General features: G+C 52.2%; 15 protein-coding genes. 9 read left to right on the top strand and 6 right to left on the bottom strand.

From position 1 onward, the window contains the following. Positions 1-9 precede the first annotated feature (9 nt). From KP22_RS06940 to KP22_RS06905, 8 genes are all read left to right on the top strand, one after another. Positions 10-774, top strand: a complete 765-nt coding sequence (locus tag KP22_RS06940; protein ID WP_039298960.1) for a class I SAM-dependent methyltransferase — start codon at positions 10-12, stop codon at positions 772-774. A gap of 173 nt (positions 775-947) precedes the next feature. Next, positions 948-1,985, top strand: coding sequence for a vitamin B12 ABC transporter permease BtuC (btuC, locus tag KP22_RS06935; protein WP_039323217.1), 1,038 nt, complete (start codon positions 948-950; stop codon positions 1,983-1,985). Between the two features lie 66 nt (positions 1,986-2,051). Next, positions 2,052-2,603: a glutathione peroxidase gene (locus KP22_RS06930; RefSeq protein ID WP_039323215.1), complete on the top strand. Its 552-nt coding sequence runs from the start codon at positions 2,052-2,054 to the stop codon at positions 2,601-2,603. Further along, positions 2,604-3,380, top strand: coding sequence for a vitamin B12 ABC transporter ATP-binding protein BtuD (btuD, locus tag KP22_RS06925; RefSeq protein ID WP_039323213.1), 777 nt, complete (start codon positions 2,604-2,606; stop codon positions 3,378-3,380). A 241-nt stretch (positions 3,381-3,621) separates the two neighbouring features. Beyond that, entirely contained in the window at positions 3,622-4,095 is a 474-nt protein-coding gene (locus KP22_RS06920) for an NlpC/P60 family protein (protein ID WP_039298971.1), read from the top strand. Positions 4,096-4,141: 46 nt separating this feature from the next. Then, positions 4,142-5,164, top strand: coding sequence for a lipoate--protein ligase (gene lplA, locus KP22_RS06915; protein WP_039298974.1), 1,023 nt, complete (start codon positions 4,142-4,144; stop codon positions 5,162-5,164). A 136-nt stretch (positions 5,165-5,300) separates the two neighbouring features. After that, complete coding sequence (locus KP22_RS06910) at positions 5,301-6,026, top strand: EAL domain-containing protein (protein ID WP_039298977.1); 726 nt, start codon at positions 5,301-5,303, stop codon at positions 6,024-6,026. Between the two features lie 185 nt (positions 6,027-6,211). Continuing rightward, the gene (locus tag KP22_RS06905) at positions 6,212-7,663 is read left to right on the top strand and encodes a protein adenylyltransferase SelO (RefSeq protein WP_039323211.1); all 1,452 of its coding nucleotides are present in this window, start codon (positions 6,212-6,214) and stop codon (positions 7,661-7,663) included. A 19-nt stretch (positions 7,664-7,682) separates the two neighbouring features. On the opposite strand, the gene KP22_RS06900 is transcribed toward KP22_RS06905, so the two are convergent. The 6 genes from KP22_RS06900 to KP22_RS06875 form a co-directional block, all read right to left on the bottom strand. After that, positions 7,683-8,480, bottom strand: coding sequence for a heme ABC transporter ATP-binding protein (locus tag KP22_RS06900; RefSeq protein ID WP_039298983.1), 798 nt, complete (start codon positions 8,478-8,480; stop codon positions 7,683-7,685). Beyond that, a complete protein-coding gene (locus KP22_RS06895) occupies positions 8,473-9,477 on the bottom strand; it encodes a FecCD family ABC transporter permease (RefSeq protein ID WP_039298986.1) in 1,005 nt (334 codons plus the stop codon). Before KP22_RS06895 ends, KP22_RS06900 begins: the two co-directional genes overlap by 8 nt. Next, positions 9,474-10,292, bottom strand: coding sequence for a heme/hemin ABC transporter substrate-binding protein (locus KP22_RS06890; RefSeq protein WP_039298990.1), 819 nt, complete (start codon positions 10,290-10,292; stop codon positions 9,474-9,476). Before KP22_RS06890 ends, KP22_RS06895 begins: the two co-directional genes overlap by 4 nt. Further along, on the bottom strand, positions 10,289-11,341 hold the full coding sequence (locus tag KP22_RS06885) for a hemin-degrading factor (protein WP_039323208.1): 1,053 nt from the start codon (positions 11,339-11,341) through the stop codon (positions 10,289-10,291). Before KP22_RS06885 ends, KP22_RS06890 begins: the two co-directional genes overlap by 4 nt. Positions 11,342-11,547: 206 nt before the next feature. After that, positions 11,548-12,870 (bottom strand): 6-phospho-alpha-glucosidase, encoded by a 1,323-nt coding sequence (locus KP22_RS06880; protein ID WP_039298994.1) that lies wholly within the window; start codon positions 12,868-12,870, stop codon positions 11,548-11,550. Continuing rightward, positions 12,867-14,450, bottom strand: coding sequence for an alpha-glucoside-specific PTS transporter subunit IIBC (locus KP22_RS06875; protein WP_039323205.1), 1,584 nt, complete (start codon positions 14,448-14,450; stop codon positions 12,867-12,869). The genes KP22_RS06880 and KP22_RS06875 overlap by 4 nt, the downstream gene beginning before the upstream one ends. Before the next feature lie 300 nt (positions 14,451-14,750). Between KP22_RS06875 and KP22_RS06870 the strand changes: the two genes are divergently transcribed. Next, the gene (locus KP22_RS06870) at positions 14,751-15,464 is read left to right on the top strand and encodes a GntR family transcriptional regulator (protein ID WP_039323203.1); all 714 of its coding nucleotides are present in this window, start codon (positions 14,751-14,753) and stop codon (positions 15,462-15,464) included. The last annotated feature ends 6 nt before the right edge of the window (positions 15,465-15,470 follow it).

The raw sequence follows: 15,470 nt of genomic DNA, 5'->3' as shown, positions 1-15,470 counted from the left end.
AGTGACAGTATGAGCGATCATGAAGCAGGACATAAATTCCTGGCTCGATTGGGGAAAAAACGCCTGCGCCCCGGCGGCAGAAAGGCAACGGAGTGGTTGCTGAGTCAGGCGGGGTTCCGGCAGGACAGCGTAGTATTGGAAGTCGCCTGCAATATGGGCACGACGGCGATGGAAATCGCGCGTCGTTTTGGCTGTCAGGTCATCGGTGCGGATATGGATAAAGTGGCGTTACAAAAGGCGCAGGAAAATGTCGCAGCGAACGGTCTGGCCTCGCAGGTCACGATTATGCAGGCGAATGCGCTGGAACTGCCTTTTCCCGATAATCACTTTGACGTGGTGATTAATGAAGCCATGCTGACCATGTATGCCGACAAGGCCAAGAGCCGCATTATTGCCGAGTATTATCGCGTGCTGAAGCCGGGCGGTCGCCTGATTACCCACGACATCATGCTGCTTTCCGAAAAGGATACCGGAGCATTGCAGGCGGTGGAGCAGATGCATAAAGCGATCAATGTACACGCGCAGCCGATGCTGCGTGAACGCTGGGTTACGCTGTTTCAGGAGTGTGGTTTTAGCAAGGTTAACTATGATAACGGCGCGATGACGCTGCTGACGCCACAAGGGCTGATTTATGATGAAGGCGTAGCGGGTGCGGTGCGCATCGTAAAAAATGCGCTGAAAAAAGAAAACCGCAGCATGTTCTTCAACATGTTTCATACCTTCCGCCGCAATAGAAACCAGCTTAACTATATTGCGGTATGCAGCACGAAGTAGTGATCTTATTCATTTTGATTGCATAGCGGTAACAAGGAAAAAGCGTGTAAGGCGGGCGAAATCGTTTACCATACGTGACAGTATTTAGAGAAGTCTTGTGCGGTTGCAATTGTCATCGTGCGTTCTCTTAATTGCGCTTTTTTATTGCGCTGAATTCTTTGTTACGGTGAACAATGCAGCCATTACCGCCGGGTGATATCACGCGAAAACACGCGACGCCATTGCCCCATTACAGCCAGCTAAAACAACAGCAGTGCAGGCGCGATCGTCGGAGTCTGGCACTGCTGTTGGCATTTCTCTTGTTAACGCTGGTGGTAAGCCTGTGCGCCGGGGAACGCTGGATTTGGCCGACTGCCTGGCTGGATGATGCTGAGCAACTCTTTGTCTGGCAACTGCGGTTACCCAGAACGCTGGCCGTGATGCTAGTGGGCGCTAGTCTGGCCATGTCTGGCACTGTCATGCAGGCCGTCTTTGATAATCCGTTGGCTGAACCGGGGCTGTTGGGTGTGGCGAACGGCGCAGGCGTAGCCTTGGTGCTAGCGGTACTGCTGGGGCAGGGATTACTGCCTGTCTGGGTGTTAAGCTTGAGCGCCATTGCCGGTGCGCTGCTGATTACCTTTCTATTACTCCATTTTTCCCGTCGTCATATTTCCAATACCCGTTTGTTACTCATCGGCATTGCGCTCGGGATTATCTGTAGCGCGGTAATGACCTGGGCGGTCTACTTCAGTACCAGCCTTGATTTGCGCCAGTTAATGTACTGGATGATGGGCGGTTTCAGCGGCATTGACTGGCGACACGGCTGGTTGATGTTGACGCTCTTACCGCTGCTCTTGTGGCTGAGTCGTCAGGGTGCGATGCTGAATAGGTTGACGCTGGGTGAGATTCAGGCGCGTCAGTTGGGCATCCCGGTTTACCGCTGGCGGACAGTTCTGGTGCTGGTCATGGGCGTACAGGTTGGGCTGAGTGTGGCACTTGCCGGTATCATCGCGTTTATTGGATTGGTGATTCCGCACATGTTGCGACTGTGCGGGCTGACCGATCAGCGCTATTTATTGACTGGATGTGCGTTAGCCGGTGGTGGTGTTCTGCTGCTGGCGGATACGGTCGCGCGCGTGGCGTTGAGTTCAGCCGAGTTGCCGATAGGCGTGGTTACCGCTACGCTGGGATCGCCATGGTTTATCTGGCTGTTGTTACGTAATCGACTGTAGCGATACGTCTTGTGTTACCTACTCTTGTTTGATCAACGCTGTTTTATCACTGAAGGGAGCAAAACGATGAGCACTGAAATCTATGCTATTCCGCTGACAACCATTGACGGGAAAGCGACAACGTTCGACGCGTTTAAAGGGCAGGTTGCTTTAGTCGTCAATGTCGCCTCTCAATGCGGCCTGACTAAGCAATACGATGCATTAGAAAAACTCTACGAAACCTATCGCGACAAAGGCCTGGTCGTGCTGGGATTCCCCTCCAATGAATTTGCGGGGCAAGAACCGGGTTCAGAAGAAGAGATTCAAGAATTCTGCCGTGGAACGTTTGGTGTTCAATTCCCCATGTTCAGCAAGATTGAAGTGAACGGCGAGAATCGCCACCCGCTGTATCAACTGTTGATTCGCCAGCAACCCGAGGCCAACGGCACCTGGAAGAGTGATTTTTTTGCTCGTTTGGTCAACAAAGGCCGTAAACCCAAGAATCCAGAAGACATCCTGTGGAACTTCGAGAAGTTTCTGGTGGATCGCGAAGGGCGCGTGATTGAGCGCTTTGCACCGGATATGTCGCCTGACCATGACACCATCGTCAAAGCGATAGAAGCGGCGTTGGCAAAATAATTGACGCAGCAGACTTCCCCGGTATTGCAACTGCGGCAGGCTAGCGTCTTGCCGCGTTTATCGCCAACGACAGCGGAATTTCATTGCGGTGAACTGCTTCACATCATTGGCCCGAATGGCGCGGGAAAGAGCACCTTGCTGGCAAGAGCGGCTGGTTTATTGGCGGGTGAGGGCGAGGTCTATCTGGCTGGCACGGCGCTGTCGCAGTATACGGCAGCGGATCTTGCCGTGCGGCGCGCCTATCTGGCACAGCAGCAACCGCCATTGGCGCTGATGCCAGTGTTTCAGTATTGGCAACTTCATCAACCGCCGCTGGCTCACGAATACGCGGTTGAAAAGGTGGTGCATTTTCTGGCGGAACGCCTGATGTTAACCGACAAACTGGCGCGTCCGCTTACGCAACTGTCGGGCGGTGAGTGGCAGCGAGTTCGGCTGGTGGCGGCGCTGTTGCAGATTTGGCCGACGATCAACCCGCACGCGCGTCTGCTGCTGCTGGACGAACCCACCAACAGTCTGGATGTGGCTCAGCAGGTGGCACTGGATTCGTTACTGAGCGAACTCTGTCGCTTAGGGGTTGCCGCCGTGGTTTGCGCACACGATCTCAATCACAGCGCCCACCATGCGGATCGCGTGTGGCTGCTGTCAGCGGGCGTGCTGGTGGCACAGGGTAAAACGGCGGATGTCATGCTGCCGGAGGTGCTGTCTCCGGTCTTCGGTGTTGAATTTCAGCGTCACGTGGTTGATGGCAGAAATTGGATCATTACTCGCAGCGCCTAACCTTTATCGTTAGAAAATAGGTGCCGCCAGAAATAGGAAAAATCGCCTTTACTTGCCAGTCGCACTGATTAAACGCTAAATTAATCCAATACCTAGCATTTCGAACGCGAGAGGCTCCTGGCCTCGGCGGTTTTTATGGTAATTGCGCATGATACGTTTACGGCCTGGTTTTTCTCTACGACAGGGTTTGACCCTACGATATAGTTTGACCCTACGATATAGTTTGACCCTACGATATAGTTTGACCCTACGATATGGGTTGCTCCTCGCCAGCCTGATTTTGGTCGGCTGTAGCAGTAGTCGGCATAATAACCCGCCGCCGAATGCGCGACTGAGCGATTCAATCATGGTGATGGTGGAGCTAAACGATCAACTGGGACAATGGTACCGAACGCCTTATCGCTATGGCGGTCTGGATCGTAACGGCGTCGATTGCTCCGGTTTCGTCTACCTAACGTTTCGCGATAAATTTGGCTTGCAGTTGCCGCGCACCACGGAAGAACAAACCGAACTGGGTGAGCGCATTGATCGCGATAATCTGCTGCCGGGCGATTTGGTCTTTTTCAAAACAGGCAGCGGTAGCAGCGGGTTGCATGTTGGAATATATGATAAAGACGACCAGTTCATTCACGCGTCTACCAGTCAGGGCGTCATCCGCTCGTCGCTGGATAACGTATATTGGAAACGGGCTTATTGGCAGGCTCGCCGTATCTAACGCCTTCCTTATTTTACTTATATACCCTAGATAATTCGAGCTGCTCATGTCCTCGTCCTCTTTGCGTTTACTCATCTCCGACTCTTACGACCCCTGGTTTAACCTAGCCGTTGAGGAGTGCATCTTTCGCCAGATGCCCACCACGCAGCGGGTGCTGTTTTTGTGGAGGAATGCAGAAACCGTAGTCATTGGCCGCGCCCAGAATCCGTGGAAGGAGTGTAATACGCGGCGGATGGAAGAGGATGGCATCAAGCTGGCGCGACGCAGCAGCGGCGGCGGGGCGGTCTTTCACGATCTCGGCAATACCTGCTTTACCTTTATGGCCGGTAAGCCGGAATACGATAAAAGCGTCTCAACGCAGATTGTTCTGGATGCACTCAGCTCGCTTGGGTTAAAGGCCGGTGCGTCTGGGCGTAACGATCTGGTGGTGGAAACTGCTGACGGCGTGCGCAAGGTGTCCGGCTCTGCGTATCGCGAAACGAAAGATCGCGGTTTCCATCATGGCACACTGCTGCTGAACGCAGATCTCAATCGTTTAGCGGATTATTTGAACCCAGATATTAAAAAGTTACAGGCGAAAGGGATTACGTCCGTACGTTCCCGTGTCGCCAATCTGGTGGAATTACTGCCTTCTGTCGATCATCCGGTAATTTGTCAGGCCGTAACGCAGGCCTTTTTTGATTATTTTGGCGAACAGTGCGAACCGGAAATCATCTCGCCTTCTGCCTACCCGGATTTACCGGGGTTCAGTGAACAATTTGCACGCCAAAGTAGTTGGGAATGGAACTTCGGTCAGGCACCGGATTTCTCTCACTTACTCGACAATCGCTTTACCTGGGGCGGCGTTGAATTACATTTCGATGTGGAACGCGGCGTGATTGTTCGGGCGCAAATTTATACTGATAGCCTGAATCCCGCGCCGTTAGAAGCACTGGCGTCGATATTACAGGGAACGCCGTATCGTCCGGAAGCGTTGACGGCTGCGTGCCAGGAACTGATTACTGCTTTTCCTGAACAGCAAAACGAATTGCAGGAACTGGCGGATTGGCTGACGCAAAGCTTACGCTAGAATGATAGGTCAAACTCTGAATAAACGGGCAGCATGACAGAAAGGCGCTTTTCGTGCTTAGTACGAACGAGTGTTGTAGATTTGCCTATAATAATAACTTAATGTGATTATTATTTTTTCTGTGTAGTACAGAATCATGCGTATTCATCTAGCTGTTGATTACACCAGTGATTACGTTTTTTGGCCGATATTCAGGCTGGATGGAACGCTATTGGCTGTGGAAATGATAAGCCATTTTAACGGCCTCGCGGGTAAGTTGAGCATGCCCGCCGATATTCTCCTCATGCAGTTAAGTCCGCAACAACAATATGATTTTATTCACGAACAGCTTCTTTTTATCAAAGAAAAATCCGCATGGTTTATCGATAATCACATTCAACTGGTGCTGAAGGTAGGGTGTCAGATAACAGAAATGTTAATTAAGTCCGACGTACTGCGTGGCGAAATTAAGCACCTCGATTTTGTTTTGTTGGAGATTAATGAGCTTTTCCCGCAGCTATCGCAGGGAAAAGAAAACGCTGCCTTGCTGAATCTGAGTCAATCGGTTCCGTTATGGCTGGATAATTTTGGTTCTGGAAAGAGCACGCTTAAACCTTTGCACGATGGGTTAGTGCGTGGCGTGAAGCTGGATCGTCAGTTTATCGGGCAACTTTTGTCGCGGCCGACCAATACGCTGATGATGGAGCCGTTATTACGGGCAATTAAAAACAGCTATTCAGGCATCAGTATCGTCGCCCAGGAGATCGATACTCTGACGATCCTCAATAAAATGAAACAGTTGAACATTGATGCCGTACAAGGTCAGATGTGGCCAGCCGTGCATTTCGAGCGACTTGAGCAGCGCACGGCGCTTATCGGCTAATGCAATAGATCCACCGCGTTCAGGGCGATGGCTCCCCATGAATATAAGCTGTGAAAATAATACCCCTGTGTTTCCTCCGTGTTAATTTCGTTGCCATCCCTCTACACTTTCTGCATACCCGTTAGTCGTTGTGTGGTGAGCGTGTGGCTCTCTTCACCTGAGCAGGGTGGTATTAGGGGGACAAGATGCAGCAAACACCGTTATTTAAAAACCACTACTTTCATCAGTTGCCGGGGTTCTATACCGCGTTACAGCCGACGCCTTTACAGGGGGCTCGCCTGCTTTATCACAGTGAAGGCCTGGCTGCTGAGCTTGGTTTATCTTCCGACTGGTTTACGCCAGAACAGGATGCCATCTGGAGCGGCGAACGTTTGCTGCCGGGAATGGAGCCGCTGGCGCAGGTGTATAGTGGCCATCAGTTTGGCATGTGGGCCGGTCAACTGGGCGACGGGCGTGGCATCTTGCTGGGGGAACAACAGCTGGCGGATGGTCGCAGCATGGACTGGCACTTGAAAGGTGCCGGGCTAACGCCATATTCGCGTATGGGAGATGGTCGTGCCGTGCTGCGTTCGGCGATACGTGAGTTTCTGGCCTCGGAAGCGATGCACCATCTGGGAATTCCTACTACAAGGGCGCTGACGATTGTCACCAGCGAACATCCGGTGCAGCGTGAGCAGGAAGAAAAGGGCGCAATGCTGCTGCGCGTGGCGGAAAGCCATGTGCGCTTTGGTCATTTTGAACACTTCTACTATCGGCGTGAGCCGGAAAAAGTACGTCAGTTGGCGGAGTATGTGATTGCCCGTCATTGGCCGCAGTGGGAAAACGACGAACGTCGCTATGAGCTGTGGTTTGGCGATGTGGTAGAACGTACTGCCCGGCTGATTACACACTGGCAGGCGGTCGGGTTCTCACACGGTGTCATGAACACGGACAATATGTCGATTCTGGGGCTGACCATCGACTACGGGCCTTATGGTTTTTTAGATGCCTATCAGCCGGGCTTCATTTGCAATCACTCCGACTATCGCGGTCGCTACGCGTTTGATAATCAGCCCGCTGTGGGGTTGTGGAATTTGCATCGTCTGGCGCAAGCGCTGTCGGGGTTGATGGATACCGACACGCTGGAGCGCGCGCTTGCTCGCTATGAATCGGCATTGATGCAACACTATGGCACGCTGATGCGCGCCAAGCTGGGCTTATTTACCGCGAGTGCTGACGACAATGACGTGCTGGTTGGGCTGTTACGTCTGATGCAGCAGGAAGGCAGCGATTACACCCGTACGTTCCGTCTACTGGCAGACAGCGAGAAGCTGGCACCACATTCGCCGCTGCGTGATGAGTTTATCGACAGAGCGGCATTCGATAGCTGGTTTGCTACCTATCGCCAGAGGCTAATGCAGGAAGAGCAGGGCGATGAGGAACGTCGTCGTCTGATGAATGCGACGAACCCGAAATATATTCTGCGTAATTATCTGGCACAAATGGCGATTGAACGAGCGGAAAGTGATGACACCAGCGTGCTGTCACGTCTGCATCAGACACTGTGTCGGCCGTTTGATGAACAACCGGATAACAATGATTTGGCGGCGCTACCGCCAGAGTGGGGTAAGCATCTGGAGATATCCTGCTCCAGCTAAGCCGGAGCAGGGGGGCAGACTATTGGCGCAGATAAACCTGTGGGATGGCGTAGTCAGGATGCGAACCCACGCTAAGATCGGCGCGATACCAGTGAGCCAGCGTCTCTGCTTGTAGCACGTCCACAGGCGAGCCTTGTGCGACCAGTTTGCCTTCGTGCAGCAGGAGAATGCGGTCGGCATACAGCGCCGCCAGATTCAGATCGTGCAGCACACAGCACACGGCGAGGGGCTGTTCACGCGTCAGCTGCTTGAGCAGTCGCAACAGATGCTGCTGATGGTACAGATCCAGCGCCGAGGTCGGTTCATCGAGAAATAACCAGCCCGGCGTTGGTTCTGGGTGCCACAACTGTGCCAGCACACGAGCCAGTTGCACGCGCTGTTGCTCTCCGCCGGAAAGATGGCGATAGTCGCGCGTCGCCAGTTCCAGACAGCCCGTTTGCGCCATGACCTGTTGAACAACGTCATCATTTTTCGGGTAACGCCCATGTGGAGATCGCCCCATCGCGACGACATCCTGCACGCTAAACGCAAACGCCATGCCGCTATACTGACGCATCACCGCCCGCGTTTTTGCCAGTGCGCCGGGCTGCCAGTGCGAAAAGGGGTGTCCGGCTAACAGGCACTCGCCTTCATCGGGAGTCAAATATCCGGTCAGTAAACGGAGCAGGGTAGATTTTCCCGCGCCGTTAGGACCAATAATTGCCACGATCTCCCCGCAGTTCAGTTCCAGAGAAACATCATCGGTCAGGTAGCGTCCGTTGGTCTGAAAGCGTAGCTTTCGGGCGACTAAGGTTCTGTCGAGCGCTGAGTCAGTCATTGCCGCGTCCTTTATGCTGAACGATCAGCCATAAGAAATAGGGTCCACCAATCAGGCTACTTAACAGGCCAACGGGCATTTCTGCCGGAGAAAGTAACGTGCGTGCCAGCGTATCGGCAAACAACAGCAGGCAGGCACCGCCGAGGATAGAACCAGGGAGGAGCCAGCGATGGTCAGCACCCAGATGCATGCGCATCAGGTGCGGGATGATGAGCCCGATAAACCCAATCACGCCGCTGACCGCGACTGCCACACCAACCAGCAGTGAACTTAGCAACAGTAACGTGTATTTGGTGCGCTTCACGTTAACGCCGAGGTAGTGCGCCTCTTCATCCCCTAACTGCAATAGATTCAGACGGCGCGCGTAGTATAAGGTAGCAACCATGGCAGGAATAACGAGCGTGCTGGCGACGAGCAGCATGGGCCACTGTGCCTGTCCAAGACTTCCCATACCCCACAGTGAGAACTGGCGCAGTTGTTGATCGGTACTGAGGTAGGTCAAGACGCCGATGAGAGCAAGACACAGCGCATTGAGCGCGATACCTGCCAGCAGCAGTCGTGTTAACCCACCCTGTTCGGAACGGCTGAGGATAAAGATGATAGCTGTAATTGCCAGACTACCCACGAAAGCGGCGAACATCGGACCGTAAAGCGCCAACAGGGGAGGCAGGCCGAGCGGCAGCACGATAGTCAGCGCTACGCAGAGGGCGGCACCGCTGCTGATACCCAGCAGGCCGGGGTCAGCGAGCGGATTACGAAACAACCCTTGCATAATCGCGCCGGAACAGGCCAACGCCCCGCCGACCAGTATCGCCAGCAGCACGCGGGGAACGCGGATATTCAGCCAAATATGCCAGATTGGGTCGTCAAACGGCGTCTGCCAGAGCAGGTTGAGCGATAGGCTCAGTGCGCCCATGTTGGCGGCACCAACCATCAGTGCCACCATCAGTAACAGCAGTGCGATCAACCAAGAGCGCGGGTGAAACCGTGATGTCATTTTATCGCTTCGGCTGTCTGACGCAGCGTTGCCATCAGCGCTGGGGTTTCTAGCGTAAAGCCGAGCATCGCCATGTCGTCGACCACCAACAGACGCTTGTTCTTGCCCGCAGGCGTCAGTTCCAGACCGGGTAATTTCCAGACTTGCGCTTCACCACCCAGCGTTTTCAGCCCCTGACTGGAAATCAGAATCAGATCCGGCGCACTCGCAATCACGCCTTCCTGCGACAGCGGCTGATAGCGCTCAACGTTTTGCATGGCATTTTTCAATCCAGCACTGCGGATAATGGTGTCTGGCGGGGTATTTTTACCCGCCGCCAGCGCGGTCATACCGCCGTGGCTGAGAATGAACAGCACGTTAACCGGCAGTGGTGATGTTTTTACTGCCGCTAATTTTTGCTGATAGGCTTCCGCCAGTTTTTTACCTTCTGCTTCTTTTCCTAGCGTCTGAGCGATAGCACCGATTTTCTTCGGCACCGCATCCAGCGACGGCTCGGCGGTCACATGAACTACTTTAGTACCGCTGTCCGCAACCTGCTGCAAGGTGAGAGATGGCTGAGACAGATCGCTGGCGACAACCAGAGAAGGTTTCATTGCCAGAATGCCTTCGGTGTTGAGCTGACGCATGTAGCCCACATCAGGCAACTTCTTCACGGCTTCCGGGTGCAGGCTGGTGCTGTCGCGTGCAACCAAATTTTTCTCTGCGCCCAGCGCGTAGATGATTTCCGTGACGTCGCCACCGATAGAAACGACACGTTCGGTAGCCGACACTCCCAGGGGGAGTGTTAATAACAGGGGGAATAGCCAGTTTTTCATGCGGCAAGATCCTTACGCGGTTTCAGGGCGTCGATCTGGTCGCGCCACTGTTGTTGTTCCGGCGTCCCTTCGGTACGTTGCCCGAAGAGCTGTGCAATTTGAGTACCGTCTGCGGCATACAGTTCGAGACTGGTCACGATACCGTCGGCCGTCGGTTTACGTGTAATCCAACTTTCAGCAATCGCGCCTTCGATCAGATGCAGAGTAAAATCTTTATTAAAGATATTAATCCATTCTGCGTGTTGCTCCATGCGCTCTACACGTTCAAGCGTGCCGGTGAAGATTTGCACACAGCCACGGTTACCAACGAACACCATGATCTCGTTCTGATCTTCACGTGCGGCAAACAGAATTTGTGACAGCGCATCGTTTTCTACGCGGTAAGCTAAATCGTCAGCGACCGAGTTAAACGCCTGCTGACGTGTCAGGTTATAGCGCCTAAGCAGAATGAAGAAATCATGTACATCTGTCATCGCCCGCCAGTCTGCTTCAAACTGAGAATTGTGGGCAACGGCCTGCTTGGCTGCTGCATTGTTACCTGCTGGACGAAACGCCAACGCCGGGTTTTCGCTGCTGGTAAATTTCTCAACGAATAGCTGCCAGGCGGCCATGTCCGTGGTGTCGGTTGTGTAGACCTTCAGAATGGCATCACCCTGATGATCGAAGAACTGAATGCTCTGACGCTCACCGCGTGCGGTATTTTCACGTAGCGCAAAGGCGGATGCCCATTGAGAAAGGAACAAACGCAGATCCAACTCGCGCGGATTGAGGATAAGACCGGCGTGGCCATCAAGCGTCTGGTTTTGGTAGTAACCAGTATGCTCATGCACGGCGTATTCGTTGCGAGTGATCGACTTGGTATTACCAACCTGCTCCAGCGCACTTAACCAAACTTTGGCGTCACCCTGTAGGCGCTGCGCATCGTGTCCAACGCGAGCATGCGTCAATTCCGCTTCGCTAATGCCGAGTAGTGCAGCCAGATCGCGTGCGTATTTACGCGGGTGTTCAACTTTAGCCTGGAGGTACTGTTGGTAAATGGACGTCTGCATCTCGTTCGTTCCCTTAATCGTTGTCGTAGAGATTATAGCAATGAATGAGAATCATTTTCATGTAACAAAAACGCAACCTCAAGTGAAGTTTTCTTAATAAGTGGTATAAGGGAAATTGGGAGAGGAGTCTATGTGTCGCGAAATAACGCGAAGAGTGGCAGGAGAAAGCCCCTTCGCGATAAGAAGGGGCGGGAAGTTGTTTACGATTAGTGTAATTCAGGCCAGAAATCGCGGTTGGCATCAATCAGGTCGTCCAAAATGGCTTTGGCGACGCTTGCGCTAGGAACCGTTTTGGACAATGTCAGCGCTTGCCACAGTTTTTGATACGATCCTTCTTCCCAGGCTTCAACCACCAGTTTTTCGACGGCAACCTGCTGGCTCATCAATCCTTTTTGGAATGTAGGGATGTCGCCTATTTGCAGCGGCTCTGGCCCGTGGCTGCCGACGAGACACGGAATTTCCACCATCGCGCTAGGATCAAAGTTATGTATCGCGCCGTTGTTCTCAACAATCAATAGCATTCTTTCTCGCGTGTTAAATGCGATAGCGCGTGCCAGATCGACAATATAAGACGCGTGTTCATCGATTTCGAGATCGCCAGCCGAACCCGATTTCGCTTCAGTGATGGCGTGGCAGGCACCAAACACCTGTTTTTCCCGTCCGGCCATAACCTCATTGGCTCGCGTATAGTCAGGATTGGAATGCGCCACGACATAATCGGGGAAGAAATAATATTTCAGGTAGGTATTGGGCAGCGTCTGCGGATCGAGTGCGCAGACATCTTTCGCTTTGGCGAACGTGTCGTTCCAGCTTGCTTCGTTATGGTTCTCAACCGTCAGTGGAATATAGCCATGTTGCGCGACATGTTCGCGGATAGTTGGCAGTAACTCGTTACCGTCTTTATCCTGAATCGATGTCCACCAGCCGAAGTGATTCAGCCCGTAGTAGCGTACCGTCATCTCCTTGCGTGATTTCAGGCCAAGAATGTCTGCCATTCTGCCTTCTATACCGATTGGCATATCACAGATATTGAGTATTTTTGCATTAGGACGTAGCTTGCGGGTGGCTTCTGCTACGATCGCCGCTGGGTTGGAGTAATTTAGCATCCACGCCTGTGGTGAGTACTGTTCCATGTAATCCACTAATTCAAGCACGCCTCCAATGGAGCGCATACCGTAGGCAATCCCGCCTGGGCCACAGGTTTCTTGCCCAACCACGCCGTGACGCAGCGGAATTTTTTCATCCAGTTCGCGCATGGGGTACTTACCAACGCGAATGTGTGCCATCACAAAGTCCACGTCGGTAAATGCCGTTTGTGGATCGGTGGTATAGCTGAATTTGATTTCGGGCGCTTGCTCTTGCAGCAAAATTTTGCAGGCTTCGGCGACGGTTTCCTGACGCGCGCTGTCGTTGTCATAAAATTTCAGCGTACCGATCGGAAAACGATCCTGATTTTGCAGCAGCATAAGAACAATGCCAGGGGTAAAAGTACTGCCGCCGCCTGCGATTAAAATTGAAAATTTTTTCATGGTTGAACCTCCATAGGGTGTGTGTTTTGCATGAGAGTTTCCAGACGATCGCGTACCTGAGGAACCGACAGGCCGACGATAATCTGAATGGCGTGACTGTTGCGGACGACGCCGTGTGCACCGAGTTGGCGGAATACGTCATCGGACTGCATTAGCGCTGGGTCTGCCAGCGTGATGCGTAAACGGGTGGCGCAGTTGGTGAGGCTGGTGATGTTTTCCGTTCCGCCCAACGCGGTCAGGTAGGCTTTGGCTTCGTCCTGTTGTGCTGCGTGTTGAGGCGTAGTTTTTCCAGCAAGATCCGCTTTTGAATAGAGGCGAATTTCGCTGTCTTCCCGTCCCGGTGTTTTGATGTTGAAACGCAAAATCACGGCGCGGAAAATCAGGAAATAGAGAAAGGAGAACAGGATGCCGACGCTAATTTGGATGACCATATTCATGGCGTGATGGTGGAACATGGGGAGCCAGTTTTGCGTAGCGATTTCAATCAGTCCGCCGCCCATATTGCCGACTACACCCAGCATATACATCACGGTTGCCATCGTAGCGGCCAACACAGCATGTATCGCGAACAGAGCTGGGGCGATGAACAAGAACGTGAATTCAAGTGGTTCGGTGATACCAACCAGCACGGAAGTCAGTACGGCGGGGATCAATAGGCCAGCAACTTTGCTTTTGTTTTCAGGGCTGGCTGTGGCGTACATGGCTGCGGCGATGCCAATGGCACCAAAGATCTTAGCGTTGCCAAACAGCGCGAATCCACCAACGGGAAAGAGCGTCTTCAGTGGCAGTGTGGACTGACTAAAAGCCTGAATGTTTGCGATCCAGTTAACCTGAATACCGCCTTCTACTGCGACTGGGCCATAGATAAAAGGACCATAAACGAAATGATGCAGTCCGGTGGGGATTAAAATGCGTTCCAGAAACGTGTATACCCAGACTCCGGCAGCGCCCGATGCCAGAAGCAATCCCTGAAGGGATGCGATTCCCATCTGGATTTTAGGCCAGACAAGTAAGGTCAACCAGGCGGCTGGTAGCATCAGTAGGAAGCTGATGATCACTACAAAAGCAGTGCCTTGAAATATACCGAGATAAACTGGCAGCGTTTTATTGTAATAACGGTTGTGAAGTGCGGTGATAAAGGCGGAGATGACGATAGCGCCAATAATGCTGGTATCCAGCGTTTTGATACCTGCGATCGACGTTAATCCACTGATGCCGCCGATCTCAGCGCTGAAATCAATATTGAAATAGCCGCCCCATTGGGTCGCCATTGCTTGAATAAGATAATTAAAAGTCAGGTAAGAAACCAGTGCTGCAAGACACGCTCTGGCAGGTGAGTGATTTGCTAACCCAATCGGCAGACAAAACGCAAAAATCAGTGGCATATTACGAAAGATGGTCCATCCGCCTTCTTCAATCACATAAACTATCTGGAAAAATAGACTGTCCGGGTTGGCTAACTCACCGACAAGTATGGGGTTCGACAGCATGATCGCTAATCCGACGACGATACCGGCAAAAGGAAATAGCAGCACGGGTGTGAACATGGCGCCACCAAACCGCTGAATTTGACTGAGCATAATGGTGTCCTTCATTTTTATGTTTGTAGGGAAATTTATTTTTTTGGCCTAGATAACGCGTTCTGTAGTGAGAATAAGCAGGTTGGTTTACACAAACAGAATATGTATCGATGATTTGTGAACTCAATCAACATGTTGGCGCGTGGGAAGAGGTACAGCTTTTGGTCGTCTTGCAGACCTGTTTATTCTATGTGAGAAAGCGTTGGCGATGAGATAAACGTAATACTATGATTAGAAAATAAAAATCAAGGACGTCAGGTGAATCTGATGGCATTGGCAAGAGGAAAGGGAGGTCTAAAAGTGATCTATAAATTTATTGCTGAACAGATTCGTTCACGCATTAATTCCGCAGAGTTTCGCGTTGGTGAAGCGTTACCAGCGGAGAAACATCTGGCGGCAGAATTCTCTGTTTCGCGAATGACCGTGCGTAAAGCGCTAGAACTGCTGGTGGCTGAAGGGTTACTGGATCGTCGCCACGGCAGTGGAACCTATATTCTGCAAAAAGATGTTCAGCATGAGAGTCACGCGCTGAACAGTTTTGCCGAACATATGCGTTTGATTGGTCGTACGACGACCAATGACGTCGTGGATTTTCGTATTATCCCCGCGCCGCCAGCGATTGCCCGACAGTTGCGGCTTCGGGCAGATGAAAAGATCTACTTTGCCCGCCGTATTCGCTACGTGGACGGTAAATCCTGTATGTTGGAAGACAGCTATTTACCGGTTGCTCCCTTTCCTGAGCTATCGGTAAAGCATTTGCAGGGATCGAAATTCGCTTATATTGAGGACGAAAAACATATTGAGATTGCCGGTTGCTACGAGGTTTTCTCGCCGATTTTGGCCGATGCGTCGGTAGCGCGCTTATTGAGCGTGAGCGAGGGCGCACCGTTGCTACAAATGACATCTTTATCGCAATCGGTTGAGGGTGCGTACCTTGATTTTTCGATTATGATTTATAACGTACATGATTATCAGGTTAGCTTTTATATGCAGCGTAATAAGCTTTCGCTGTAAATTTGC

The sequence above is a fragment of the Pectobacterium betavasculorum genome, assembly GCF_000749845.1.
GTDB lineage: Bacteria > Pseudomonadota > Gammaproteobacteria > Enterobacterales > Enterobacteriaceae > Pectobacterium > Pectobacterium betavasculorum.
Note: the sequence above shows the minus strand (reverse complement) of the source record. Positions and strands in the feature narration are given on the sequence as shown.